The organism is Rhodoferax ferrireducens (genome assembly GCF_031458075.1).
Classification (GTDB): domain Bacteria; phylum Pseudomonadota; class Gammaproteobacteria; order Burkholderiales; family Burkholderiaceae_C; genus Rhodoferax_B; species Rhodoferax_B ferrireducens_A.
In genome coordinates this window covers 55,390-77,887 of the sequence record NZ_JAVDXT010000007.1, presented here as the reverse complement: position 1 = coordinate 77,887, position 22,498 = coordinate 55,390, and the positions used below count along the sequence as shown (strand labels likewise).

General features: G+C 65.5%; 20 protein-coding genes. 3 read left to right on the top strand and 17 right to left on the bottom strand.

Annotated elements, in window-relative coordinates; genetic code table 11:
* Nucleotides 1-458: 458 nt before the first annotated feature.
* The 17 genes from hutI to J2X19_RS24515 all read right to left on the bottom strand — a co-directional run bounded on the left by hutI (nt 459) and on the right by J2X19_RS24515 (nt 19,094).
* Entirely contained in the window at nt 459-1,685 is a 1,227-nt protein-coding gene (hutI, locus tag J2X19_RS24595) for an imidazolonepropionase (protein ID WP_310377110.1), read from the bottom strand.
* A 64-nt stretch (nt 1,686-1,749) separates the two neighbouring features.
* Nucleotides 1,750-2,319, bottom strand: a complete 570-nt coding sequence (locus J2X19_RS24590) for a HutD/Ves family protein (protein ID WP_310377109.1) — start codon at nt 2,317-2,319, stop codon at nt 1,750-1,752.
* The gene (locus J2X19_RS24585; protein WP_310377108.1) at nt 2,316-3,818 is read right to left on the bottom strand and encodes an HAL/PAL/TAL family ammonia-lyase; all 1,503 of its coding nucleotides are present in this window, start codon (nt 3,816-3,818) and stop codon (nt 2,316-2,318) included. The genes J2X19_RS24590 and J2X19_RS24585 overlap by 4 nt, the downstream gene beginning before the upstream one ends.
* Before the next feature lie 107 nt (nt 3,819-3,925).
* Nucleotides 3,926-4,714, bottom strand: a complete 789-nt coding sequence (locus tag J2X19_RS24580; RefSeq protein WP_310377107.1) for an ABC transporter ATP-binding protein — start codon at nt 4,712-4,714, stop codon at nt 3,926-3,928.
* Between the two features lie 7 nt (nt 4,715-4,721).
* Entirely contained in the window at nt 4,722-5,444 is a 723-nt protein-coding gene (locus J2X19_RS24575) for an ABC transporter permease (protein ID WP_310377106.1), read from the bottom strand.
* A 1-nt stretch (nt 5,445) separates the two neighbouring features.
* The gene (locus J2X19_RS24570; RefSeq protein ID WP_310377105.1) at nt 5,446-6,171 is read right to left on the bottom strand and encodes an ABC transporter permease; all 726 of its coding nucleotides are present in this window, start codon (nt 6,169-6,171) and stop codon (nt 5,446-5,448) included.
* 43 nt (nt 6,172-6,214) lie between these two features.
* Complete coding sequence (locus J2X19_RS24565) at nt 6,215-7,066, bottom strand: transporter substrate-binding domain-containing protein (protein WP_310377104.1); 852 nt, start codon at nt 7,064-7,066, stop codon at nt 6,215-6,217.
* Between the two features lie 220 nt (nt 7,067-7,286).
* On the bottom strand, nt 7,287-8,981 hold the full coding sequence (gene hutU, locus J2X19_RS24560) for a urocanate hydratase (RefSeq protein WP_310377103.1): 1,695 nt from the start codon (nt 8,979-8,981) through the stop codon (nt 7,287-7,289).
* Nucleotides 8,982-8,991: 10 nt separating this feature from the next.
* Nucleotides 8,992-10,617 (bottom strand): histidine ammonia-lyase, encoded by a 1,626-nt coding sequence (gene hutH / locus J2X19_RS24555; protein WP_310377102.1) that lies wholly within the window; start codon nt 10,615-10,617, stop codon nt 8,992-8,994.
* A gap of 61 nt (nt 10,618-10,678) precedes the next feature.
* Nucleotides 10,679-11,476, bottom strand: a complete 798-nt coding sequence (gene hutC / locus J2X19_RS24550) for a histidine utilization repressor (RefSeq protein ID WP_310377101.1) — start codon at nt 11,474-11,476, stop codon at nt 10,679-10,681.
* 26 nt (nt 11,477-11,502) lie between these two features.
* A complete protein-coding gene (locus J2X19_RS24545) occupies nt 11,503-12,279 on the bottom strand; it encodes an ABC transporter ATP-binding protein (protein WP_310377100.1) in 777 nt (258 codons plus the stop codon).
* Entirely contained in the window at nt 12,279-13,115 is an 837-nt protein-coding gene (locus J2X19_RS24540) for an ABC transporter permease (RefSeq protein ID WP_116608289.1), read from the bottom strand. The genes J2X19_RS24545 and J2X19_RS24540 overlap by 1 nt, the downstream gene beginning before the upstream one ends.
* Nucleotides 13,116-13,136: 21 nt before the next feature.
* Nucleotides 13,137-14,117 carry an ABC transporter substrate-binding protein gene (locus J2X19_RS24535; protein WP_310377099.1) on the bottom strand — a complete coding sequence of 327 codons (981 nt, stop codon included), beginning with the start codon at nt 14,115-14,117 and terminating at the stop codon, nt 13,137-13,139.
* Nucleotides 14,118-14,595: 478 nt separating this feature from the next.
* The gene (locus J2X19_RS24530; RefSeq protein WP_310377098.1) at nt 14,596-16,296 is read right to left on the bottom strand and encodes an NAD(P)/FAD-dependent oxidoreductase; all 1,701 of its coding nucleotides are present in this window, start codon (nt 16,294-16,296) and stop codon (nt 14,596-14,598) included.
* Nucleotides 16,297-16,375: 79 nt separating this feature from the next.
* Nucleotides 16,376-17,569, bottom strand: a complete 1,194-nt coding sequence (locus J2X19_RS24525) for an amidohydrolase family protein (RefSeq protein ID WP_310377097.1) — start codon at nt 17,567-17,569, stop codon at nt 16,376-16,378.
* A gap of 33 nt (nt 17,570-17,602) precedes the next feature.
* Nucleotides 17,603-18,307 carry a TetR/AcrR family transcriptional regulator gene (locus tag J2X19_RS24520; RefSeq protein WP_116608293.1) on the bottom strand — a complete coding sequence of 235 codons (705 nt, stop codon included), beginning with the start codon at nt 18,305-18,307 and terminating at the stop codon, nt 17,603-17,605.
* A gap of 10 nt (nt 18,308-18,317) precedes the next feature.
* Complete coding sequence (locus J2X19_RS24515; protein ID WP_310377096.1) at nt 18,318-19,094, bottom strand: ferredoxin--NADP reductase; 777 nt, start codon at nt 19,092-19,094, stop codon at nt 18,318-18,320.
* A gap of 207 nt (nt 19,095-19,301) precedes the next feature.
* Between J2X19_RS24515 and J2X19_RS24510 the strand changes: the two genes are divergently transcribed.
* Genes J2X19_RS24510 through J2X19_RS24500 form a run of 3 tightly spaced genes read left to right on the top strand, consistent with a single transcriptional unit; the run spans nt 19,302 to nt 22,489 of the window.
* Nucleotides 19,302-20,885, top strand: coding sequence for a 6-hydroxynicotinate reductase (locus J2X19_RS24510; RefSeq protein ID WP_310377095.1), 1,584 nt, complete (start codon nt 19,302-19,304; stop codon nt 20,883-20,885).
* 13 nt (nt 20,886-20,898) lie between these two features.
* Nucleotides 20,899-21,822, top strand: a complete 924-nt coding sequence (locus J2X19_RS24505; RefSeq protein WP_310377094.1) for a UPF0280 family protein — start codon at nt 20,899-20,901, stop codon at nt 21,820-21,822.
* A gap of 25 nt (nt 21,823-21,847) precedes the next feature.
* Nucleotides 21,848-22,489, top strand: a complete 642-nt coding sequence (locus J2X19_RS24500; protein ID WP_310377093.1) for an amino acid synthesis family protein — start codon at nt 21,848-21,850, stop codon at nt 22,487-22,489.
* Nucleotides 22,490-22,498 lie beyond the last annotated feature (9 nt).

Genomic DNA, 22,498 nt, shown 5'->3' with positions numbered 1-22,498 from the left:
CGCTGGCGCTACGGGAACCTGCGGTGCTCGCTTCAAGTGGGGTCCCGCTCGAACTCGCCTGCGGCTCAGACAATCGCGGGCCCTGATCCACTTGAAGCTGCGCTCCTCGGCGCATACAGAGGGGGACCCCGCGAATCGGGATCGGTGGCGCAACGCGCCACATGCGCCTAGGGCGCAAGCCCGGCTTTGCCGGGCCGGATGTCCGCTCCCGTGTCCACGCCGTGTGGCGTCGACGAGTAGCGCAGGGCTGAGCGGATCAGGGCTGGCGTTGTTTGAGCGCAGCGAGTTTAGCCAGACCCCGCTCAGACCGAGCAACGCAGTGTGCCCGTAGCGCAGCGCAGGGACGACGACTTCGGCTGGCCTTTTCTTTGGTGACTTTCTTTTGGCCACGCAAAAGAAAGTTACTGCGCTGCCGGGCGCACTACCCGGCCGGGGATGCCAATCAACATCCCACAAACTCACAGCAGCCCCAACCTGTCTAAAGCAACAAAACCCTGCCGAACAATAGTGCGCCCAGGCTGCTGCCCCAACCAGTACACCAGCTCCGCCGGTTCCCGCAAATCCCACAGCACAAAGTTCGCCGGCCGCCCCACGGCCAACGTGCCGTGCGTATCCTGCAAACCCAGCGCACGGGCGGCGTGGGAGGTTATTCCCGCCAGTGCCTCCGGCACCGTCAACCGGAACAGCGTGCAGGCCATGTTGGCCATCAACAGCAAGCTCAGCGCCGGCGAGGTGCCCGGGTTGTGGTCGGTGGAGACTGCCATCGGCACACCCGCGGCGCGCAGGGCGGCAATCGGCGGCAGGTGCGTATCGCGTAGCGTGTAGTAGGCGCCGGGCAGCAGCACCGCCACCGTACCGGCAGCACGCATCGCATCGATACCGGCCTGCGACAAATGCTCGATGTGGTCGCAAGACAAAGCGCCATAGCGTGCCGCCAGCGCCGAGCCACCCATGTCGGACAGCTGCTCGGCATGCAGCTTCACCGGCAAGCCCAGGGACTGTGCCGCCTTGAATACCTGCTCGGTCTCGGCCAGCGAAAACGCGATGCGCTCGCAGAACACATCGACAGCATCCACCAGGCCTTCGGCATGCAACGCGGGCAGCATCTCGTGGCACACCAGATCGATGTAGTCCTGGCTGCGGTCGGCATATTCCGGCGGCAGCGCATGCGCGCCGAGGAAGGTGGTGCGCACCGTCACGCCATAGTCCGCACCCAGCCGCCGGGCCACGCGCAGCTGCTTGCGTTCGTGCTCCAGACTCAGGCCGTAGCCGGATTTGATCTCGATCGCGCAGACCCCGTCGTCCAGCAGCTGCTGCAGCCGTGGTGCGGTTTGTGCGTACAAATCATCTTCGCTGGCGGCGCGCGTGGCTTTGACCGACGAGACGATGCCGCCGCCGGCTTTCGCCACCTCTTCGTAGCTGGCGCCGGCCAGGCGCATGGCAAACTCGTTCGCGCGCTGGCCGCCGTAGACCAGGTGCGTGTGGCAATCGACCAGGCCGGGCGTGGCCAGTGCGCCGCGGGTGTCGATGCGTGGCAGGTCGGCGAAGGCTGCGGGCAGGGCTGCCAATTCGCCCATCCAGGCTATCTGGCCGTGCTGCACAGCCAGGGCGTTGGCCATGCCGCCATCGGCCAGCCGCAGGTTATGCCAGAGTCCGTCAGCGCTGGGGTGTTGGGGCGTGGTCATATTCTGTTTGCTATTGAATGTGTAGCTGCTTGCGTAGGTATTTATTGCGCTAGCGGCCTATTTTTTATAAATCATGCAGGCCGACCCAGACCAGCTGCGCATGGGCCTCCAGCGGCGTGCCCTGCCAGTTGGTCGACGCATCCCACCACAGGCCGTTGCCGCTGGCGCAGCGGAAATCGTGTGCGCCGCACTGCAGATGCCAGGCGCCGCGCAGCACCAGTAGCAGGCCCTGGGTGGATGCTGGAATTTGCCGGGCGGCGTTGAGCACCTGCACCTCGGCGCGCAAGCGGTTGCGCCGTGTCATCACATTGAAATCGGTGGACGCGCCGCCCAGCAGATCGCAGTCCAGCGCCACATCGCCAGAGAATGCGAAGGGCTGGCCGGGCGTGTCCAGCGCGTGGTCTATGCCGGGTGCGTGCAGGCGTACGCCGTCGCCATCCAGCAGCATGATCACCCTATCGACACCGGGGAAGGCCGAGAACGGCCCGGCCTGGGCGATGCGGGCGATGCTGACGCGCCAGTCGAAGCTGTCCATGCTGGCACCGGCGGGCTGGCAGACGATTTCACGCGTGGTGCCACCGCCGTTCTTCCACGGCGTGGCGGGCAGGGCGGCGGTGTCGAAGCTGTGGATCATGGCAGCAGTCCAGAGGGTTGGCGCAGCACAGCAGCGGCCTTGGCAATGTCGGGTGCCAGAAAGCGGTCGGCATCGAAGGCCGGAACCTGCTCGCGCAGCTTGCGCCAGGCCTGGCCGGTGCCCTGGCCGAAGCGTTGGTCCTTCAGGAACTCGAAGGCCTGCGCGGCCAGCAGGTATTCGATGGCCAGGATCTGCGTCAGGTTCTCGGTGGACTTGTGCAGGTCCAGCGCGGCGCTGGTGCCCAGGCTCAGGTGGTCTTCCTGGTTGCCCGAGGTGATGAAGTTGTCCACCACCACGGGCTGCGCCAGGCGGCGGTTTTCGCCGGCCAGGGAGGCGGCGGTGTACTGGGTGATCATCAGGCCGGAATTCACCCCCGGCTCGGCCACCAGAAACGCCGGCAGGCCGCTGACCAGCGGGTTCACCAGCCGGTCGATGCGGCGCTCGGCCACGCCGCCGAGTTCGGCCACCGCAATGCGCAGCAGGTCGGCGGCCATGGCCACCGATTCGCCGTGCGGATTGGCCTGTGAGACCACGCGGTAGGCATCCGGTGTGCCCAGCAGCAGCGGGTTATCGGTGGCGGAATTCAGCTCGATTTCAATATGCTTTGCCGCGTGGGCGATCTGGTCGCGGCAGGCACCGTGGATCTGCGGTATGGAGCGGATGCTGAGGGCATCTTGCGTGCGGATGCCACGGCTGCTGGCAATGACTTCGCTGCCTTCGAGCAGGCTGCGCAGATTGCGGCCCACCTGCTGCATGCCGGGATGCGGTTTGAGGGCGATGATCTCGGCGTCGAAGGCGGCTATCTGCCCGCGCAGGGCTTCGAAGCTCATGGCACCGACCACGTCGGCCCAGTCGGCCAGGCGCTCCACATCGGCCAGCGCCAGCGCGGCCAGGCCGGTCATGCAAGGCGTGCCGTTGACCAGGCTCAAACCGTCTTTGGCGCCCAGCACCAGCGGCTGCAGGCGTATGGTTTGCAGCGCCTCGGCAGCCGGCTGGGTGCGGCCCTGGAACTGCACCTCGCCCACGCCCAGTAGGGCCACGCTGATGTGCGCCATGTGCGTGAGGTAGCCGACGGAGCCCTGGGACGGCACGCAGGGTGTGATCCCAAAGTTCAGCAACGCCAGCAGGCCTTCGACCACCTTGGGCTGCAGGCCCGAATAGCCCTGCGAGAAATTGGCCAGCGCTGCCACTAGGATGGCGCGGGTCTGCGCCACCGTCAGCAGCGGGCCTACGCCGACCGCATGGCTGAGCAAGGTGTTGCGCGACAACTGGGCCAGTTGCTCGCCGTGCAGCAGCACATTGCTCAAAGCGCCCAGGCCGGTGCTGATGCCGTAGGCGCGCTCGCCGCTGGCCACGATGCGGTCCACGATGGCGCGGGCGTTGGCGATGCGGGCCCAGGTGGCGTCCGACAAAGCCAGCGGCGCGCCGTCGCGGGCCACGGCGACCAGCTCGCGCCAGCCCAAGGGGGCATCACCCAGCAAAACGGTGGTGGCGGCCATCTCTTCCGGTGAACAGCGCAGAACTGGCTTTGCCAGGCTGCTGCTGTTGCCCCCTGCAAGGGGGTGGGCGGAAAGCGCTTGCGCTGTAGCCTGGGGGTGAGTGTCTTTCACGCAGCAGCCCTTTCCTGGTGGCCAGAGTTGAACTGGCGGAAGCGTTCGGAACTGTGGGCGCCAAACACATCGGCCGGCGCGCCTTCTACATCGACCAGGCCCTGGTGCATGAAGACCACACGGTTCGACACGTTGCGGGCAAAACCCATTTCGTGCGTTACCACCAGCATGGTACGGCCCTCTTCGGCCAGGGAGCGCATCACCTTCAGCACCTCGCCGACCAGCTCGGGGTCCAGGGCGGATGTGGGTTCGTCGAACAGCATCACCTGCGGGCGCATGGCCAGCGCCCGGGCAATCGCCACGCGCTGCTGCTGGCCGCCGGACAGATGGGCGGGGTAGTAGTCACGGCGTTCAAACAGGCCGACGCGCTGCAGCAAGGCCTCGGCCTCTTCCACGCATTCGGTGCGCGGGCGTTTCTGTACCCGCATCGGGCCTTCGATCAGGTTTTGCAGCACCGTCATGTGCGACCAGAGGTTGAAGTTCTGGAACACCATGGCCAGTTGCGAGCGCATGCGTTCGACCTGTTTGCGGTGCACCGGCTCCATGCGGCCGTCCTTGCGTTGGCGCATCTCCAGGGTCTCGCCGTCCAGGCAGACGCTGCCCTGGTCCGGCGTTTCCAGCAGGTTGATGCAGCGCAGAAAGGTGCTCTTGCCCGAGCCGCTGGCGCCCAGGATGGAGATCACGTCGCCCTTCTGGGCGGTCATGGAAATGCCCTTGAGCACATGGTGGCTGCCAAAGGATTTGTGGATGCCAGTGACGGCCAGGGTCGCGGTTGTGGTGGTCATGGTCGGGTCAAACGGTTTGGGCGTGGGGTTTCACAGCGGTGGTGGGGCGCTTGCGTAAATGCGGCGACAGCCGGTGCTCCAGCATGGCCACGGCGCGCACCAGCAGGAAGTTCAGCACCAGGTAGATGGCGGCGGCGCAGATAAACACTTCCATGGTGCGGTAGCTGCGCTGGATGATCTGCTGGGCCACACCGGTCACATCCCACACCGTCACCAGGCTGGCCAGCGCGGTGGACTTGACCAGCAGTACCAGCTCGGTGGAGTAGGCGGGCAGGCATTGGCGCAGCGCGATCGGCGCGATGACGCGGTGCAGCAGCGTCCAGCGCGACATGCCGGTGGCCAGGCCGGCTTCGATCTGGCCTTGCGGCACGGCGATCAGGCCGCCGCGCAGGATCTCGGCGGTATAGCCGGCGGTGCACAGGGCCAGGGCCAGCACTGCGCAGGAATAGGGCGAGCGCAGCACGATCCAGGCAAAGCTTTCGCGCACCATTTCGAACTGGCCCAGGCCGTAGTAGATGAGGAACAGCTGGATCAGCAGCGGCGAGCCGCGGAACACCAGCACATAGCCGCGCGCAAACCAGCTGAACGCCGGATACGGGCTGACGCGCATCGCCACGATGAGCAGCGACAGCAGGCCGCCACACAGCATGGACAGGAAGAACAGACCCAGGGTGGTGGGCACGGCGGCCAGCAGCTTGCCCAGGGTGTCGAGGAGGAAGTCGAAGTCCATATCAGTTACCTGCAGCGAAGTTGCGGCGTTGCGATTTGCCCATATGGCGCTCGGCACGTCCGAATACCTGGTTCGACATGCCGGTCAGCAGCAGGTACAGGATGCCGCCGACGATGTAGAAGGTGAAGTACTGGCGGGTCGAGCCGGCGGCGATCTGGGTGGTGCGCATCAGCTCGGCCAGGCCGGTGACGGAGATCAGGGCCGAGTCCTTCAGGCTCATCTGCCAGACGTTGCCCAGGCCGGGCAGCGACAAACGAAAAATCTGAGGCATCAAAATGCGCCGGGCCAGCATCAGCGTGGGCATGCCGATGGCGCGCGCGGCCTCCAGCTCGCCCTGCGATACGGCCAGGTAGGCACCGCGGTACACCTCGGCCTGGTACGAGCCCGAGATCATGCCGACGGCCAGCGCGCCCACCAGAAACGGCGGCGTGGCGATAAAGCCCTCGGCACCAAACCACTGGCCGATGGCCGTGATCAGGGTTGAACCGCCGAAGTAGAACAGGTAGATCACCAGCAGCTCGGGGATGCCGCGGAACACCGTGGAATACAGCTCGCCCACGCTGCGCAGGCCGCGCCGCGGCGACAGCTTGGCGGCCGCCACCAGCGCGCCGAATACCGAGCCGACCAGCAGCCCGCACAAGGTCAGCGCCACAGTCAATAGCGTGGCCAGCAGCAGGGCGGAACCCCAGCCCTGCTCGCTAAAGCCCAACATTTCGAATAGTTCCATGGCGGTTTCTCCGGTGTCTAGGTGACTGTGGCTTGCTGAGGAATTAAGGCGTGGCGGGGGTCAGGTCGGTCTTGAACCACTTCAGCGACAGCTTCTTCATCGTGCCGTCGGCCAGCGCGGCCTTGATGGCCACGTCGAACAGGGCTTTCAGGTCGGCGTCGGCCTTGCGGAAGCCCAGGGCTTCGCCTTCACCGAACACCAGGCCGCCGATCTTCGGACCGCTGTAGGCCAGGCCCTTGTTCTCGGGCTTGGCGAGGATGGAGTTGATCAGGGTCACGTCGTCGAACGCGGCGTCGATGCGGCCGGCCTTCAGGTCGAGCATGGTGTCGGCCGAGGCGCTGTATTCGCGCACCGTGGCGATGTCCTTGAAGTGCTCGTCGATGAACTTGGTGTAGACCGTGCCGGAGGCGATGCCTATGGTCTTGCCCTTGAGTGCGGCGCGCAGCGGCTCGACGGCGGCGCGCACGGTCTTGGCGTCGGTGCCCAGCTTCAGGGTGTCGCCCTTGGCTTCGGGCAGCAGCTTGCCGCTGGCGGCAACAAAGCTGGCCGAGGTGGAGGCGTAGGGCGCGGAGAAGGCGACTTCTTTCTTGCGCTCGTCGGTGATGACGATGGAGTCCATCATCACGTCGTACTTGCCAGCTTTCAGGCCGGCGATCATGCCGTCCCAGTTCTGCACCACCAGCTTGCAGGTGATCTTCATGCGCGGGCACAGGTCTTCGATCATGTCGATCTCAAAGCCGCCGAGCTTGCCGCCCGGCAGGGTCAGGTTCCAGGGTTCGTAAGCACCTTCGGTGGCGATGGTGACGGTCTTCCAGTCCTTGGCCTGGACGGGGGCGGCGCTGGCCAGCAAGCCCAGGGCGAGCAGACTGGCGGAGAGGAGTTGCGAGGTCTTCATGGTTTCACTTTCAGAGGGTTGAGGGACAGGCGGGAATTTGGATGAAAACTGCCGCTGGCGCAATATCGATAAGCGCCAGCAGCTATGAAAATACGAGCAATCTAAGTTGCAACCCCTTCCAGGGATACCGCGGAACCGGCTTTGCCGGGCCGCTGGTATCGCCCCTGAGGGGTTGGCGAAAGCGACACGTAGTGCGCGAAGCCTGGGGGGAACATTTCCTTTACTTCACCATGGGCAGGTTCAGGCCTTGCTTCTTGGCGGTGGCGATAGCGATTTCGTAGCCGGCATCGGCGTGGCGCATCACGCCGGAGCCGCTGTCGTTGACCAGCACGCGGGCCAGGCGCTCGGCCGCGGCATCGCTGCCGTCGGCCACGATGACCATGCCCGAGTGCTGCGAATAGCCCATGCCGACGCCGCCGCCGTGGTGCAGGCTGACCCAGGTGGCGCCGCCGGCAGTGTTCAGCAGCGCGTTCAGCAGCGGCCAGTCGGACACGGCATCGGTGCCGTCCATCATGGATTCGGTTTCGCGGTTCGGGCTGGCCACCGAGCCGGTGTCCAGGTGGTCGCGGCCGATGACGATGGGGGCCTTGAGTTCGCCGTTCTTTACCATCTCGTTGAAAGCCAGGCCGGCGATGTGGCGCTCGCCCAGGCCCAGCCAGCAGATGCGTGCTGGCAGGCCCTGGAAGCTGATGCGCTCGCGTGCCATGTCCAGCCAGCGGTGCGTGTGGTGGTTGTTCGGGAACAGTTCCTTGATCTTGGCGTCGGTCTTGTAGATGTCTTCCGGGTCGCCCGACAAGGCCACCCAGCGGAACGGGCCCTTGCCTTCGCAGAACAGCGGCCGGATGTAGGCAGGCACAAAGCCGGGGAAGTCGAAGGCGTTCTTCACACCCACGTCGAAAGCCACCTGGCGGATGTTGTTGCCGTAGTCCACCGTGGGGATGCCCATGGCCTGGAAGTCCAGCATGGCTTGCACGTGGACGGCGCAGCTTTGGGCGGCGGCCGCTGTCAGCGCAGCGTGCTGGGCCGGGTTCTTTTGCGCGGCCTTCCAGTCGGCCACGCTCCAGCCGGTGGGCAGGTAGCCGTTGACCAGGTCGTGGGCCGAGGTCTGGTCGGTCACCAGGTCGGGCTTGATGGCGCCGGCCTTGGCGCGTCGCACCAGCTCGGGCAGGATGTCGGCCGCATTGCCCAGCAGGGCGATGGACACGGCTTCCTTGCGTTCGCAGTGGTGTGCGATCAGCGCCAGTGCGTCGTCGATGTCCTTGGCTTGCTTGTCCACGTAGCGGGTGCGCAGGCGGAAGTCGATGCTGCTCTGCTGGCATTCGATGTTCAACGACACGGCGCCGGCCAGGGTGGCGGCCAGCGGCTGGGCGCCGCCCATGCCGCCCAGGCCGGCGGTCAAGATCCACTTGCCGGCCAGGTCGTTGTTGTAGTGCTGGCGGCCGGCTTCGACAAAGGTCTCGAACGTGCCTTGCACGATGCCCTGGCTGCCGATGTAGATCCAGCTGCCGGCGGTCATCTGGCCGTACATGAACAAGCCCTTGCGGTCCAGTTCGTGGAAGTGTTCCCAGTTGGCCCACTTGGGCACCAGGTTGGAATTGGCGATCAGCACGCGGGGGGCGTTGGCGTGGGTCTTGAACACGCCGACCGGCTTGCCCGACTGGACCAGCAGGGTTTCGTCGTCGTTCAGTTCGCGCAGGCTGGCCAGGATCTGGTCGAAGCAGGCCCAGTTGCGCGCGGCCCGGCCGATGCCACCGTAGACCACCAGGTTCTTCGGGTCTTCGGCGACCTCGGGGTCGAGGTTGTTTTGCAGCATGCGGTAGGCGGCTTCGGTGAGCCAGCTCTTGCAGCTGAGTTCGGTACCGCGCGGGGCACGGATTTCGCGGCTGGCGTCAAAGCGGGTGTCTTGTTGGGTCATGGTGGTCTCCTTAGGCAGAAATATGGCTGGGCAAAATGGTGAGCAGGGCGGCGGGCCAGTCGCTGCGGTGGGCCCACAGGCGCATGGCTTCGATGTCGTTGGCCAGGAAGCGGTCCTGGTCGAGGAAGGCGACACGCTGGCGGATGTCGGCAAACGCGGCTTCGACCAGCGGGGAACTCTTCAGACTGCCGCCGGGCCGCCCCAAGGCAGACTGCGTCCCCTCGGGGGGCAGCGAGGACGCGTCAGCGCCGAGCGTGGGGGCCATGTTGTCGCGTTTCAGTTCCATGCCTTGCGCTGCGCCCATGGCTTCGATGCCGATGACGATGGCGGTGTTGTTCACCATCTCGGTCAGGCGGCGCGCGGCAAAGGTAGCCATGGACACATGGTCTTCCTGGTTGGCGGAGGTCGGCAGGCTGTCCACGCTGGCCGGGTGGGCCAGGGATTTGTTCTCGGAGGCCACGGCGGCGGCCGTCACCTGGGCCATCATGAAGCCCGAATTCAGCCCACCGTCGCGCACCAGGAAGGGCGGCAGGCCCGACAGGCCGGTGTCCAGCAGCAGGGCCAGGCGGCGCTCGGCGATCGCGCCGATTTCGGCCACGGCCAGGGCGATGATGTCGGCGGCGAAGGCCACGGGCTCGGCGTGGAAGTTGCCGCCGGAGATGACGTCACCGTTGTCGAACACCAAAGGGTTGTCGGACGCGGCGTTGGCCTCGGTCTGCAGCACTTTGGCAGCATGCGTGAGGTTGTCCAGGCAGGCGCCCATGACCTGCGGGATGCAGCGTATCGAATACGGGTCTTGGACCCGGCCGCAGTCGGGGTGCGAAGGCACGATCTCGCTACCATCCAGCAGGGTGCGCACGGCGGCTGCCACGGCGATCTGGCCGGGCTGGCCGCGGGCGGCGTGGATGCGTGCGTCGAAGGGCTTGATCGAGCCCTGTACCGCTTCCAGCGACAAGGCGCCCGACACCAAGGCGGCGGCAAACACGTTCTCGGTGCCGAACAGGCCGTGCAGCGCCAGCGCGGTGGACACCTGGGTGCCGTTCAGCAAGGCCAGGCCTTCCTTGGGGCCGAGCACAAAGGGGTCCAGGCCGATGCGGGCCATGGCCTCTCGGCCGGAAATGATTTCGCCCTCGGGCGTGCTGGCCTGGCCTTCACCGATCAGCACGCAGGCCATATGGGCCAGCGGCGCCAGGTCGCCGGAGGCGCCGACCGAGCCCTTGGCCGGGATGCGCGGCAGCAGGCCGGCATTGGCCAGGGCCAGCAGCGCATCGACCAGCTCGGGCCGCACGCCCGAGTGGCCACGCGCCAGGCTCACGGCCTTGGTCGCCAGTACCAGTCGCACCACGGGCGCGGCCAGCGGCTCGCCGGTGCCCACGCTGTGCGACAGCACCAGGTTGCGCTGCAGGTCGGCCAGGTGGTCGGGCGCGATCTTGGTGCTGGCCAGCTTGCCGAAACCGGTGTTGATGCCGTAGACCACTTCGTCATTGGCAACGATGCGTTGCACCGTGGCTTGCGAGGCCAGCAGGCCGGCGCGGGTCTCGGGTGCCAGTGCCAGCTGGACGCCGCCGGCGTGGATGGCCCGCAGCAAGGGCAGGTCGACCTGGCCGGGCCGCAGGGTGTGGATGGTGGTTGTCATAGGCTCTCCTGTATATACAAGTAGTTTTAGTTTTGAAACAGCGCTGTCGAATGGCTTTACTTCAGGACGTGACGGCGTTGCCGTCGGTTCGGAATCGGCTGCCCAGCCGGTAGCGCGTGCCGGGGTGCAGGCAGCGCACCAAGGTGATTGGGGTTTCGCGGGTCCAGGTACGGCGGGTCAACAGCAGGCAGGGCAGGTGGGCATCCATCTGCAGCAGGCTGGCCTGGGCGGCGGTGGGCAGCACCGCGTCGACCACATGCTCCATCTGGTCGAACAGCACGGTGCGGACCAGAAAGTCGGACGGCTGTTCGCGGTGAAAGTCCTGCTGGATGAAGTCGGGCACCACGCGGGGGTTCACGTAGCGGTCTTCCAGCTGCATGGGCACGCCGTCTTCCAGGTGCACGCAGACGGTGTGGAACACCGACTCGCCGGTGCCCAGGCCCAGGGCCGAGGCGATTTCCAGGCTGGCCGACACGCGCTCTACCGTAACCACATTGCACTGGTAGTCGTGGCCGCGCCGGCGTATGTCTTCGGCCAGGCTGACGATCTGCAGCAGATTGGCCTGGGGTTTCTCGTCGGCCACAAAGCTGCCGACGCCGGCGATGCGCTTGATGCGGCCTTGCTCGACCAGCTCGCGCAGCGCGCGGTTCACCGTCATGCGCGACATGCCGAACTGCACCACCAGGTCGTTCTCGGACGGCAGGCGGTCGCCGGCGTTCCAGGTGCCGTCCTGGATCTTGCTGGCGATGAAGTCCTTGATCTGCTGGTACAGGGCGACGTTTTGCGGCAGCTGCGCAGCGTCGACGCCGCTGGCTTTGTTGCGGGTGGTGGGGCGCACGAGGGAGAGTTTGGAGGACATGGCTTTATGAGGTCTTGCTGAGGGCACTAGTGTGCCGCGGCCATGGACTCGGAGCGGATTTCTTCGGTCAAGCGGGCTTTGAGTTGCATGAACTCGGGCGAGGTCTTGACCGTGTAGTGCCGCGGGTGCGGCAAATTCACCGCGATATCGGACTTGATGCGGCCCGGCCGGGCGCTGAACACCGCCACCCGATTCGCCATGAAGATGGCTTCGTCTATGTCGTGGGTGACGAACAGCACGGTCTTGCGCGCAGATTCCCAGATGCCCAGCAGCAGCTCCTGCATCAGCACCCGGGTCTGGTTGTCGAGCGCGCCAAAGGGCTCGTCGAGCAGCAAAATCTTCGGGTCGTTGGCCAGGGCGCGCGCAATCGCGGTGCGCTGCTGCATGCCGCCCGACAGCTGCTTGGGAAAGTGGTGCTCGAAGCCGCGCAGGCCGACCTTGGCCATGAAGTAGTCGCAGCGCTCCTTTTGCGCGGCCTCGGCCATGCCGCGCTCGCGCAGGCCGAAGCGGATGTTCTGCGCCACCGTCAGCCAGGGGAACAGGGTGTAGCTCTGGAACACCATGCCGCGGTCGGCGCCCGGGCCGTCCACCGGCTGGCCGTCCAGCATCACCCGGCCGGTGCTGGGCCGCTCCAGCCCGGCGACGATGCGCAGCAGCGTGGATTTTCCGCAGCCCGAGGGGCCGAGGATGGTGACGAAGTCGTTGTCGTGGACGTTGAAGTCCACCGGCAGCAGGGCCTGGGTGCGCTGGCCTTGGCCGGTTTCAAAAATGCGGGATACACCCTGGATGGAGAGCGCGCTCATCAGATGCTGCTCCAGGCAAACAGGCGGCGGTTGATGGCCTTGAAGGCGAAGTCGGATACCAGGCCGATGATGCCGATGACGATGATGCCGAAGATGATCTGCCCGGTGTTCAGCAGCGCCTGGCTGTCGGTGATCATGTGGCCTATGCCGCTGCTTGATCCGATCAGCTCGGCCACGATCACATAGGTCCAGGCCCAGCCCAGCACCAGGCGCAGGGATTCGGCGATGCCCGGTGCTGCACCCGGCACCAGCACGCGCCGCACCACGCCGCTGTCGCTGGCGCCCAGGGTGTAAGCGGCCTCCACCAGGTCGCGCCGGGCGCTACCCACGGTGACGGCCACCATCAGCACCACCTGGAAGAACGAGCCGATGAAGATCACCAGGATCTTCTGCATCTCGCCGATGCCGGCCCACAGGATCAGCAGCGGGATAAAGGCCGAGGCCGGGAGGTAGCGGCAGAACGACACAAAGGGCTCGAAGAAGGCTTCCACGCCCTTGTAGGCGCCCATGGCAATGCCCAGCGGCACGGCGATCACGCTGGCCAGCAGAAAGCCGCCGAACACCCGCCATACCGTCATGCCGATGTCGTGCAGGAAGTTGTATTCGGTGAACAGCAGCCAGCCTTCGCGCGCCATGGTGGCCGGGCTGGCCAGGAAGGTGGGCGAGACCAGGCCACCCAGGGTGAAGCCGGCCCAGACCAGCACGAACAGCACGAAGAAGCCCACGCCCAGCAGCCAGCGCGTGCGCGCGGCCACCGGCTCCAGCGGTGCGAAGCGGCGGCTGCGCAGGCGCCGCGGCGCTTGCGGAAGGTGGGCGGGAACTGGGATGGCGTCCATGGTGGCGTGCTGTGGCGCGGCTTACTTGATGAAGCTGTCGTCGAAGGTGGCGGCCAGGTTCTCGGGCGCCTTGCGGATCACGCCGGCTTCGAGCAGGATTTTTTCGGCATCCTTCATGAAGGCGGTGATTTCGCCGGCAAAGAACTTCTGGTTCGCGGCCTTGTCCTGCCAGCGCAGAAAGGCGGAGGACTTGGCGAACTGCTCGCCGGTCTGCTTGACCGCCGAGCCCATGAGTTCGTTGGACTTGGCCGGGTCGGCCTTGATCATCTCCAGCGCTTCGAAATAGGCGTTGGTCAGGGCCTTGGCGGCCTTGGCATTGGCCTTCAGCCAGGTGGGCGCGCAGCCCACGGTGTCCATGACCATCGGGTAGTCGAGGGTGGTGGCCATGATCTTGCCGGCGGCCGGGTTCTCGCGCACGGTGGACAGATAGGGCTCGTAGGTCATGGCAGCGTCGTTCTGGCCGGCCACGAAGGCCTGGGCCGCCGCCTGCGGCGCCAGGGTGGTGAGCTTCACGTCCTTCAGCGTCATGCCGTTCTTGTTCAGCATCCAGGCCAGGCCGAAATAGGGCGCGGTGCCGGGCGCGTCCACGCCTATGGTCTTGCCCTTGAGGTCGGCAAAGCTCTTGATGTCGCCGCGCACCACGATGCCGTCGGCGCCGTAGGACTTGTCCATCTGGAAGATTTGCACGATGGGCACGCCGTTGGCGTTCCAGGCCACATGGGTTTCCACCGTGGTGGCTGCGCACTGGATGGCGCCGGCCGCCAGCGCCAGGTGCCGGTCTTTTTGCGGAATGAACTTGATCTCTACGTCGAGCCCGTTCTTCTTGAAGATGCCGGCCTTGTCGGCCAGGGAGAGCGGTGCAAAGCCGGTCCAGCCCGACATGCCCAGCACCAGCTTGGTGTCCTGGGCCTGCGCGCTGCCCGCCAGGGCGGCCATGCAGGCGCCCACGGCCCAGGCACTGGTGGCCCAGGCTGCGGGGGATTTCTTGACGGACTTTGCCATGGTGGACTCTCCTGTGGGTTCGAGAAAAAAGGTGAACTTGCAGGCTATGCCACGTCCCAAAGACGTTGCAAGCCCCGATTTTCGATGTTCAGCTGCGAACATGTATATACAGGATTACCCTGCAAGCGCCATTTCGGTACTTCAGGGCACCAAACTGGTGACGTTCCGTGTGCATTTAGGTGCGAAGAACGCTATTTTGTTGGGATTGTCAAGTTGTCTATACAGGTATGCAAGAAAACAGAATTGTCTAAGCAAAACCTGGGCCAGCGAATGGAAACCAGATGTAAGACGCAACAGGGGGCAAGGGGGAAAAAGGCCATGTCCATGCCTGTGCGCGGTCGGGCGGATTTGCACACAGGCAGCAGCCAGGTGTTGTTTGCTATCTTAAAAGTAGCTGCTACCGCAGGCTCAATAAGCGCTGGAGGCCTATTTCTTATAAATTCCACCCGCAGCCGGCCTGGCTGCGGGTGCGGCGCCGTCAGCCCAGCAGGCTGCGCGCCACCGCTTCGGCGACCTTGATGCCGTCTACCCCGGCCGACAGGATGCCGCCGGCGTAGCTCGCGCCCTCGCCTGCGGGGTAGAGGCCGCGCACCGTCAGGCTCTGGAAGTCGTCGCCGCGGGTCATCTTCAGTGGTGACGAGGTGCGGGTCTCCACGCCGGTCAGCACCGCATCGGGCAGGTCAAAGCCCTTGATCTTGCGGCCGAAGGCTGGCAGCGCCTCGCGGATGGCCTCGATCGCATAGCCGGGCAGGGCCTCGGCCAGGCTGCCCAGGCGCACGCCAGGCTTGTACGAGGGCTCGACCGCGCCCAACTGGCTGGAGGCGCGGTTGGCGATGAAGTCGCCTACCAGCTGGCCCGGCGCTTCGTAGCTGCTGCCGCCCAGCAGATAGGCATTGGATTCGAGTTTGCGCTGCAGCACGATGCCGGCCAGCGGGTGCACGGCGTGGCCGGGCGGCAGGGTCGTATCCACCGTGTCGCCGAGTGCGGCGCGCAGGGCGGCGGCATCCTGCGGATAGTCTTCGGGCGTGATGCCGACCACGATGCCGGCATTCGCATTACGTTCGTTGCGCGAATACTGGCTCATGCCGTTGGTGACCACGCGGCCGGGTTCGCTGGTCGCAGCCACCACGGTGCCGCCCGGGCACATGCAGAAGCTGTAGACCGCACGGCCATTGCTTGCGTGGTGCACCAGCTTGTAGTCGGCCGCGCCCAGCAGCGGATGGCCGGCATGCTGGCCCCAGCGTGCGCGGTCGATCAGGCTCTGCGGGTGCTCGATGCGGAAGCCGATGGAGAAGGGCTTGGCCTCTACATACACGCCGCGCGCATGCAGCATGGAAAAGGTGTCGCGCGAGCTATGGCCCAGCGCCAGCACCACCTGGTCGGCGCGCAGCGCGTAGCTCTCGCCCGTCGCCTGGTTCAGCACGGTCAGGCCGCGCATGTGTTTGCCATCGGGACCGTCTTCGATCTGCACATCGGTGACGCGCTGCTCGAAGCGGATTTCGCCCCCCAGGGCGATGATTTGCTCGCGCAGGTTTTCCACCACTTTCACCAGCTTGAAGGTGCCGATGTGCGGATGTGCGGCGACCAGGATTTCTTCGGGCGCGCCGGCCTTGACGAACTCATGCATCACCTTGCGGCCCAGAAAGCGCGGGTCCTTGATCTGGCTGTACAGCTTGCCGTCCGAGAAGGTGCCGGCGCCGCCTTCGCCGAACTGCACATTGCTCTCGGGCTTGAGCACGTTCTTGCGCCACAGGCCCCAGGTGTCCTGGGTGCGCTGGCGCACCGTGGTGCCGCGCTCCAGCACGATGGGCTTGAAGCCCATCTGCGCCAGCACCAGCGCTGCGAAGATGCCGCAGGGGCCGAAGCCTACGACCACGGGGCGTACAGGCACGTCGGCGGGCGCCTGGCCAACGGGGTAGTAGGCCATGTCGGGGCTGGGGCGCAGGTGGGGGTTGTCGGGGTGGCGCCGCAGCAGGTCAGCTTCCTGCGCCGCATCCACCAGCGCCACATCGACGATGTAGACCTGCATCAGCGTTGCCTTGCGGGCGTCGAAGCTGCGTTTGTGGATAGTGAAGCGCGCAATCTGCTCGGCGGGCAGGCCCAGGGTGTGGGCGACCAAGGCGGGTAGCGCGCCCTCGGCATGGTCGAGGGGGAGTTTGAGTTCGGAGATGCGGATCATGGGGGCAGCCTAGAGGCTTGTAGTTATCAAGCAAGAGCTGCGATTTTACGGGAGCCACCCCGTGTGGAGGTGCGTGCCCTCAGTGCGGCAAGACCACCGGCACGTTGGTGGCGGGCGGTGTGTTGCGGCTGCGCTCGCAGCGCACGATGCCGTCGATCATCACCATGCCGACGCCGGGCAGGTCGCCGAGCTGAACGCTGTCGAGCAGGTCGCGGCCGGCCGAGTGCTGGGCCTTGTCCATGAAGACGAAGTCGGCGGCGCGGCCGACCTCGACCAGGCCGCAGTTCAGATTCCGGATGCGCGCGGTGTTGCCGGTGGCGAAGCAGAACACCAGCTCGGCCGGAATATTGCCCAGGCTGGACAGCAGGGCCACCATGCGCAGCATGCCCAGCGGCTGTACGCCCGATCCGGCCGGGCCATCGGTACCGAGGATCACGCGGTGCGGGCATTTGAGCTGCAGGGCGGCCTGGGCCGCGGCGATGGCGACCTTCTCGTTGCCGTTGTGCACGATCTCGATGGCGCGCGAGGACTTCTCGCACAGCTCGCACACATGGGCTTCGGACAACGCGGTGTGGCCGCCGTTGATGTGGCCGATCACGTCGGCGTCGGCCTCCAGCACCACGTCCTTGTCGATCAGGCCCGAGCCGGGGATGGACGGGCCTCCCGTGTGGATGGTGCTCTGGATGCCGTACTTGCGCGCCCAGGCCACCATCTGCTGGGCCTCGTAGCCAGCCTTGACCGAGCCCAGTCCGACCTCGCCCAACAGGCTGACGCCGGCATCGGCCAGGTCCTTGAAATCCTGCTCGACCATGCCTTTTTCGATGATGGGCGCGCCGGCAATCACCTTCACGCCGCCGGGGCGGAAGTTGTCGAATGCGCGCTGCGCGGTGATGGCCAGGGCCTTCAGTCCGACGATGTCCTTGGGCCGGCCCGGCAAATGCACTTCGCCGGCCGAAACCATGGTGGTGACGCCGCCGTGCATGGTCGAGTCGATCCAGCCCAGCTGGTTCTGCCGCGGGGTCCAGTCGCCGAACACAGGATGCACATGGCTGTCGATCAGGCCGGGGGCTACGCAGGTCTGGCGGGCGTCGATGGTGGTGCGGGCCTCGCTGGTGTCGCAGTCCTTGGCCTTGCCGACAGCGACGATCAGGCCGTCATGGATGACGATGGTGTCTGCATCGAGGATGGGCTGGTCGATGTCGCCCGACAGCAGCAGACCAATATTCTGGATGACGACCTTGCCCGACTTTGCGCCGGCGATTGCTTCTGCCATGGTGTTCTTTCGTGGGGTGGTTGTATGGGGCGGCTACCGGGTCACGGTGCGCAGCACGGTGTCGAGCACAAAGCCTTCCCAGTGGGCCAAGGCATCGGGGGCTTCGAGGTTGTCGCCCAGAAAGGCGGACAAGGTGTACCGGTTGGACAGGTAGAAATAGCCGAGCGAGGCGATCAGCAGATACACGTCGCGGGTCTGCAGGTCGTCGCGGAACAGCTTTTGGGCGACGCCGTTCTGCATGATCTCGCCGAGGATGGCGATCGCCGGCGACGAGTACTCGCGGGCCCGCAGCGACTTGGCGATGTGCTTGCCCTTGTGCAGGTTCTCGGTGTTCAGCAGGGTGATGAACTCCGGGTGCTTGCGGTAGTAGTCCAGCACAAAGCGGATCACCGCGCGCAGCGCCTCCAGTGGCTGGGCCACGTCCAGCGCAAGGCGCGACTCGGCCTCGTTCATGCGGCGGTAAATGCCCTCCAGCACCTCGATATACAAGCCTTCCTTGCTGCCGAAGTAGTAGTAGATCATGCGGTCGTAGGACTTGGCGGCGGTGGATATTTTCTCCACGCTGCCGCCGTCGTAGCCGTGTTTGGCAAAGACCTTGGTGGCGGCGCGCAGGATGCTGTCGCGCGTGGCCTGGGCGTTTTGCTCACGTACGCCGGGCTTGGCGGTTTTGCCGGTCTTGCTTGCCGTTGCTTTCTTGCTGGCAACCGGTTGGCGGCCGGATTTGGCGGTGCTGGACATGGTGTGGTGCTTACTGTTCGGCGAACGCACGTTCTATCACGAAGTCGCCGGGGCGCGAGGTGTTGCCTTCCTTGAAACCGCTTTCTTCGAGGCTGATTTTCAGGTCGCGCAGCATGGCCGGGCTGCCGCAGATCATCGCCCGGTCGGTGCCGGGGTCAAGATCGGGCAGGCCCAGGTCCTTGGCAAGTTTGCCGCTCTCGATCAGGTCGGTAATGCGGCCCATGGTGTGGAAGGCTTCGCGCGTCACCGTGGGGTAGTAGCGCAATTGCTTGCTCACCAGCTCGCCCAGAAACTCATGCTGGGGCAGGTGCTGGGTCAAGAGGTCGTGGTAGGCGAGTTCTTCCACCTGGCGCACGCCGTGCACCAGAATGAGTTCCTCGTATTTTTCGTAGGTCGCGGGGTCGTGGATCACGCTCATGAATGGTGCAAGACCGGTGCCGGTGGAGAACATATACAGGCGCTTGCCAGGCAGCAGGTAGTCGATCAGCAGGGTACCGGTGGGCTTGCGCCCGACGATGATGCTGTCGCCCACCTGGATGTGCTGCAGGCGCGAGGTCAGCGGGCCGTCGGGCACTTTGATGCTCAGAAATTCCAGGTGTTCTTCATAGTTGGCGCTGACGATGCTGTAGGCGCGCAGCAGCGGCTTGCCGGTCTCGGTCTTCAGGCCGATCATGGTGAAGTGGCCGTTGGAAAACCGCAGCGACGGATCGCGGGTGGTGGTGAAGGTGAACAGCTTGTCTGTCCAGTGGTGCACGCTCAGCACGCGCTCTTCGTTGAATGCACTCATATGGTGTGTGGTGGAAAGTGGATGAAAACAGAGGATGCAATCTGCGGGTTGGCTAGTGTCTTTTCTGTTGCGGTGTGCATATGCTTATGCTAAATTGCCAGCACATAAAAATGTAGTGCTTGCAACATTTAAGTTCAGTGAATGCTACATAAATAGAGATTGCGGGACAAGTACTTTTCATAACCTCTGCTTGGTTGGTGCCCCACGATGACAGAACACACGAAGACTGACGGCTTGCCTGCCCTGGATGGTGGCGCGCCCCCTTCGCCGGAGCGGGCGGTGCCGCGGCATGAGCGCATGGCGACCGACAAAATTGCCTGCAATGCCTGTCCTGTGTTGTGCCAGATATCCGAAGGGCGCGCCGGGGCTTGCGACCGTTATGCCAACCAGGGCGGCACCTTGGTGCGGGTCGACCCGGTTGTGCTGTTGCGCCGCGCGGTATCGGACGGAGCTGCACCGCTGGTGGCGTTCTCTGCCGCAGACGTGGCCCCGGACTGGAATGGCGACCTGCTACGGGCGGACGAGGTGTTCGTCACCGGCGTGGGTTCGTCCACCACCTACCCCGACTACAAGCCCGCGCCCTTCATCGTCGCCTCTCAGGCGCAGGGGGTGGACATGGTGACCGTGGTCACCGAGGGCATCTTCAGCTACTGCAGTTTCAAGATCAAGATCGACACGGACCGCTACCTGGGCCCCGAGCAGGCCAATGTGCGCTGCAAGGGCGAAGTGGTCGGCCATGTCACCACGGCCGAGTACGGTTCGCAGATGCTGTCCCTGGGCGGCGTGCACCACCTGACGGGCGGCAGCAAGAAAGAGGGCCGCGTCACTGTGCAGATGATGGAGGCCCTGGGCAACAAGCAGGCGGTGGAGCTAACCATCGACGGCGGTTCGCAGATCGTGGTGCAGGCCGGGCGCGCGCCCATCGTCAACGGCGTGGAAGAGCAGCGCATGCGTGTCGGTTGCGGTTCGGCGGCGGTCGGCATATTCGCCAAGCAGTTGTTCGGCGAGGCCGACGAAGTGGTGGTGGTCGACGACCACATCACCGGCGTGCTGACCGAGCACCAGGCGGGGCGTTGTCTGGACATGCCGCGATCGGGCATCCAGATGCGCGGCCGCAAATCCACGCCTGGGCGTTACTTCCAGGTAGCCAATCCCGGCACAGGCTGGGGCGGTACCGATATTGCCGATCCGCTGTCCATCATTGAAGGTTGGGACCCCGAAGTGGCCCGGCCCGGTATGCGCTTGCTGATGACATCCACCACTGGCGAGCATGCGGCCTGGTATGTGCTGGACGACGCCTTGCAGCCCGTGGAGCAGCCCATGCCGGCCAGCGTGCAGCGCATCATCGAGCGCATAGGCGAAAACTGCGAACCTTCGCTGTGCACCGTGCTGTTCCTCGGCGGTGCGGGCGGAAGCCTGCGCGCTGGCGTGACCGAGAACCCGGTGATGCTGACCCGCGCTATCAAGCAGGCGCTGGTCAACGTGACCTGCGGCGGAGCGCCCGCCTATGTGTGGCCCGGCGGTGGCATCACGGTGATGGTCGATGTGATGCGCATGCCCGACAAGAGCTTCGGCACCGTGCCCACGCCGGCCATCGTCGCGCCCATCGAATTCAGCCTGCGTTTGGATGACTACCGGGCACTGGGCGGCCATATGGACCATGTGCGCAGTCTGGAGCAGGCCTTGCGCACAGGGGCATGGCACAGCGACGGCGCTCCTACGGCGCGGCTCTGGGTGCAGAACCCTGTGGCCAATGCCTGGCCCCTGGGCCAACCGCCGCTGCTGGGTTGAAACAGCGCACGCCATGACTGCCCAACGCGCTCCCCTGTCCGATGGCCGCTGGCATTTCCAGCACGGCCCCATCGACATCGTGGTCGGCGCCAACGGCGAGCCCTCGGCAGTGGCCCAGGCCCACCAGGCTGCATGGCTGCGTTTTCAAACCGTGCTGCAGGAGCTGGTGGCAGAGCTGCCCATTCTGCGCCAGGCCTTGCCTATGGAAGGCGCATTACCCAGCGCCCATGAACGTCTGTCAGGTGCCGTTGCGCAGCGTATGTGGATCGCTTGCGCTCCGTTTCGTGCGGATTTCATTACGCCCATGGCAGCGGTGGCCGGCGCCGTGGCGCAAGAGCTGATTGCCTGCTACCAGCGCCCGGGTGTAGAACGGGCCTGGGTGAACAACGGCGGCGATATTGCATTCCATCTGGCGCCGGGCCATAGTCTGCGGGTGGGGTTGTTTGCCGACCTGGATGCCATGGGAGCGGCGCTGGCGGACCCTGCGGGTTTGCGCACCGATGCGCAGGCTAGCCTGGAGTACGGCTTGCCGGTGCGCGGCATCGCCACCAGCGGCTGGCGCGGACGCAGTTTTTCGCTGGGGATTGCCGACAGCGTGACCGTGCTGGCCGCCACCGCTGCGCAGGCCGATGCGGCCGCCACGGTGGTGGCGAATGCGGTGAATGTGCAGCATCCAGGCATTCTGCGGCAGCCCGCTTGCCTGCTGCGTGACGACAGCGATCTGGGCAGCCTGCCGGTGACCACCGAGGTGCCGCAGCTGCCCCCCGACTTGGTGCGCAGGGCACTGGCGGCAGGGCTGGCCCAGGCGCAGGCTTTGCAGCGGGCTGGCTTGCTGTGGTCTGCGACCCTGGTGTGCCAGGGGCAATGGCAGCAGACGCGGGTGTTTCCCGCTCTGGCAGCCGAGGATGCCGCGCAAGTTGGTTCAGTATTTGCTTAATGAAATTTACAAGACGATTCAACCCATGATCTCTATCCGACGCATCTTCACCCACGTGGAAGAAATCCGCCATGAGTTCGGCCCCGAGGCCGCGGTTCCGCTGCTGCGCGGCGCCATCGGCGCGGTGCTGACCAACCCCTTTGCCGGGCGCTTTGAGCCCAACATCTTGCCGATGATGGACGCGCTGCAAGACGTGGGCATAGATATGGCGCACCGCCTGCTGGCCGCCATGCAGTTGCCGGTGGAGCGCATTGCCAGCTACGGCAAGGGCGCGGTCATCGGCGCGGCCGGCGAGTTGGAGCACGGCGCGCTCTGGCATGTGCCCGGCGGCTACGCCATGCGCGAACTGCTGGGCTGGAAGGGCGACCGCAATGCCTACGCCAAAGGCCAGGCCGAAGAGAAAACCGGCCAACCGGGCAACGCCCTGGCCATCGTGCCGTCGACCAAGAAAGTCGGCGCGCCCGGCACCGCGCTGGACGTGCCGCTGACCCACATCAATGCCGCCTATGTGCGCAGCCACTTCGATGCCATCGAGGTGCGTGTGCCCGGAGCACCCGCCGCTGACGAGATCGTCTTCATCCTCGCCATGGCCTCCGGTGCCCGGGTCCACGCCCGCGTCGGCGGCCTCGAACCCCAGGGCATCGCCCGCTGGGACGGCCTGCGCTGAACTGCGCGT